At 43.4% G+C, this 3,786-nt stretch carries 4 protein-coding genes and 1 pseudogene; 4 read left to right on the plus strand and 1 reads right to left on the minus strand.

The genetic code is table 11. The features are described from left to right. Positions 1–16: 16 nt before the first annotated feature. Positions 17–706 carry a 2,3-diphosphoglycerate-dependent phosphoglycerate mutase gene (gene gpmA / locus VF500_RS19415; protein ID WP_330861267.1) on the minus strand — a complete coding sequence of 230 codons (690 nt, stop codon included), beginning with the start codon at positions 704–706 and terminating at the stop codon, positions 17–19. A gap of 104 nt (positions 707–810) precedes the next feature. Here gpmA and VF500_RS19420 point away from each other — a divergent pair, with 104 nt between their 5' ends. The 4 genes and pseudogenes from VF500_RS19420 to VF500_RS19435 all read left to right on the plus strand — a co-directional run. After that, entirely contained in the window at positions 811–1,401 is a 591-nt protein-coding gene (locus VF500_RS19420; RefSeq protein WP_330861268.1) for an acetate uptake transporter, read from the plus strand. A 23-nt stretch (positions 1,402–1,424) separates the two neighbouring features. Then, on the plus strand, positions 1,425–1,808 hold the full coding sequence (locus VF500_RS19425; protein WP_330861269.1) for an SRPBCC domain-containing protein: 384 nt from the start codon (positions 1,425–1,427) through the stop codon (positions 1,806–1,808). A 40-nt stretch (positions 1,809–1,848) separates the two neighbouring features. After that, the gene (locus VF500_RS19430) at positions 1,849–2,622 is read left to right on the plus strand and encodes an HAD-IIA family hydrolase (protein WP_330861270.1); all 774 of its coding nucleotides are present in this window, start codon (positions 1,849–1,851) and stop codon (positions 2,620–2,622) included. Between the two features lie 331 nt (positions 2,623–2,953). Beyond that, positions 2,954–3,786: pseudogene (locus tag VF500_RS19435) on the plus strand (hypothetical protein); the annotation flags it as partial.

Raw genomic sequence — 3,786 nt, forward strand, 5'->3', positions numbered from 1 at the left:
AAGATCCGCGGGCAAATTATTCCAGGTAATAATGCCTGATCCTGTTTAAGTCCCCATCAAGTTCATAAACCCAGGGAGTAGCGGTGGGGATTTCCAGCGCCGTTACTTCCTCATCATTTAAATTATCAATATATTTTATAAGCGAACGAAGACTGTTGCCATGCGCCACCACAATAACTTTTTGGTTGCGGCGCAGGGCAGCAACAATGCTTTCATTCCAAAATGGCAATACCCGGTCCATGGTTTCGCTCAGGTTTTCGGTTAAGGGGAGTTCGCGCTCGGTTAAGTCTTTATACCTGAGATCGTGGCCTGGATAGCGTGTATCTTCTTTGGTTATGGCAGGTGGATGCTCATTTGGGTCGCGCCGCCATTTTAACACCTGCTCTTCTCCGTATTTGGCTATGGTTTCGTCTTTGTTCAAACCCTGTAGGGCCCCGTAAAAGCGTTCGTTCAACCGCCATGATTTTTCAACGGGGATCCATAAGTGATCAAGTTCTTCCAAAACATAATGGAGGGTTTTGATTGACCTCTTCAGGTATGATGTAAAACCGATATCGAAGTTATAGCCATTCTTATCGAGGATCTTACCGGCATGGTGGGCCTGTTCGTAGCCTTTTTCAGACAGGTCGACATCTTCCCATCCGGTAAAGCGGTTTTGCTGGTTAAAAACGCTTTCACCGTGACGTATTAATACTAATTTTTGCATAGGTATTTAGTTAACGCAAAAGTAAGTTAAGGGTTGTGAAAAACTTGCTTAATATTTATAAATCAGTTAGCTTGCGGTACAAACCAAATAAACTAAAACCTACTATGATCCCTACTACACCCGTACCGGTGAAGGATGGCATTGCCAATCCGGCGCCGCTTGGCCTATGTGCTTTCGGTATGACCACCGTTTTATTAAACATCCACAACGCCGGCTTTTTTGAAATGAACACCATGATCTTAGCCATGGGCATATTTTACGGCGGCCTGGCACAGGTTATCGCCGGTGTTATCGAAGCTAAAAAGAATAACACCTTCGGCCTAACAGCATTTACCTCCTACGGATTTTTCTGGCTTTCATTAGTTGGCTTATTGGTAATGCCTAAGCTTGGCTGGGGTACTGCCCCATCTGAAGGCGCCATGATCGCTTACCTGAGCATCTGGGGTGTATTTACCTTCCTGTTGTTTTTTGGCACGTTAAGGCTCAACCGCGCTTTGCAGTTTGTTTTTGCATCATTAACCATATTATTTTTCCTATTAGTAGCTGGTGATGCTACGGGTAATGCAGGCATAAAACACCTGGCCGGTTACGAAGGCATTATTTGCGGCGCTTCCGCCATTTATACAGGCATTGCCAATGTATTGAATGAGGTTTACGGAAGAACTGTTTTGCCAATTGGCCCTGTGAAGGTTTAAATTATTTCAGCTAAATTGCGTGGGTGAAAGATTATAAAAAATATTACAGCATACCGGCCACTCCCGAAGAGATCTATATGGCCTTAACCAATCCCGTTACTATTGAACTTTGGACAGGTGAGGTTGCCGAAATGTCGACCGAGCCAGGTACTGAGTTTTCGATGTGGGATGGCAGCATTGTAGGCAAAAACATTGAGTTTGAACCCAATAAAAAAGTTGTACAGCAATGGTATTTTGAAGGGCAAAGCGATAACTCTATCGTAACCATCAAGCTGCATGCTGATAAACATGGCACTTCGGCCGAGCTGAGACACACCAATATCCCCGATGATGATTATAACGACATTGTTGACGGATGGAACGACAGTTACTTTGGTGGCCTGATCGATTTTTTTGAAGGCGCTTAATATATACTCACCTAATAAAAACTAAATACTTTATACCCACATGAAACAAGGCCTTTTAATTGATATGGATGGGGTGATTTACAGCGGCGAAGAACTGATATATGGCGCTGATAAATTCATCAAAAATCTTATTGATAGTGATATTCCGTTCACATTTATGACCAACAACAGCCAGCGTACCAGTCTTGAGGTTGTGCGCAAGCTTAAAAGGTTGGGAATAACTGTTGAAACAAAACATGTTTACACCAGTGCCATGGCTACCGGCAAATTTCTGGGCGACCAAAGCCCTAATGGTACCGCTTTTGTACTGGGCGAAGGCGGCTTGCTAACCAGTTTACACGAAAACGGAATCACGCTTGTTGACTCCGACCCTGAGTTTGTTGTTTTAGGTGAAGGCCGCAATTTTACTTTAGAGATGGTGCAGCGTGCTGTTGATATGATCCTGGCCGGTGCCAAATTTATCACCACCAACAGAGACCCCTCTCCTAAAAAGCCCGGCTGGAACAATTTAGGAATAGCAGCTACAACAGCCATGATTGAGGAAGCCACCGGTCGTAAAGCATTTGTAACCGGTAAACCAAGCCCGGTGATGATGCGCTCGGCAAGGAAATTCCTGGGCCTTGAAACTGCCGAAACAACGGTAATTGGCGATACCATGGAAACCGATATCCAGGGTGGTGTACAAATGGGTTATAAAACAATCCTCGTATTATCCGGCATTGCCAGTAAAGACCAGTTGAGCCATTATGCTTTTAAGCCTGATTCGGTAGTAAGTTCGGTTGATAAAATAACTTTTCCGCTTAAGTGGTGGTAATAAGATAAAACCGATAAATCTATTTAAAAGCGGACGACCAGTAAGATGGCCGTCCGCTTTTGTTTTTATAATATTTTTTAATTGATATTGAGCATTAGTTAATTATAGCATAATATCATTAAGCTTTTATTAAGTATTTTTTAATAGCATCGGCTTTATTTGCTCCCAACCAATTAAACCGACGCCCTTCCCTAAATGGCTGCGGTTAAACCATTAAACCAATATTGCTATTTATGCCCGTTACCGTATTTAAACCTCCGTAGGTTTTTTGCAGGTTATTCCTGTATCTACTCTTATTAAACCAATCTATCAAAAAATTACATCTAAAATTATGAACTTAAAAAAACTTTATGTTTTAAGCTGTGCGCTTATCATAGGCATTGTGAGCGCCTGCTCAAAAAAAGAACTGGCGGGTAACCCGGCCAACTCGTTGAATAATAATCAGCCAAAACTCAAAACAGCTGCCTCGGCCGTTGGCGACGTTGTGGGTAAAATTACCGTGGGTTACCAGGGCTGGTTTGCTGCTATCGGCGATGGTTCGCCTATTAACTTGTGGTGGCACTGGTGTAACCCCAATAACCAGGCACCTAATTCCAATAACATTGGCGTTAAATCATGGCCCGATGTACGGGAGTACACCAGCACCTATCAAACAGGTTTTGCCAACCTGAACAATGGAAGTCCCGCAAAACTGTTTTCATCCTTTAATGATCAAACAGTAAATGTTCAGTTTCAGTGGATGCAGCAAAATAACATTGATTGCGCGGCACTGCAGCGTTTTAACCCAACCGGAGGCGAAGGTCCGGTACGGGATGCTATAACTGCCAAGGTAAAAACCGCTGCCGAGGCTACGGGACGTAAGTTTTATATTATGTACGATGTAGGCGGCTGGACAAACATGCAATCAGAAATTAAAACAGACTGGACAAACAAGATGTCGGCATATACCTCTTCATCGGCATACGCCAAACAGAATGGCAAACCGGTAGTATGTATCTGGGGCTTTGGTTTTAATGATAATGACCATCCATTTTCGGCAGCGGTTTGCCTTGACGTGATCAATTGGTTTAAAAGCCAGGGATGCTATGTTATAGGAGGTGTACCTGCTTATTGGCGCGATCCTAATGCCAGCGAAGTTAGGCCTAATTTTTTGCCAACCTTTAA

It is taken from the genome of Mucilaginibacter sp. (assembly GCF_036383575.1).
GTDB lineage: Bacteria > Bacteroidota > Bacteroidia > Sphingobacteriales > Sphingobacteriaceae > Mucilaginibacter.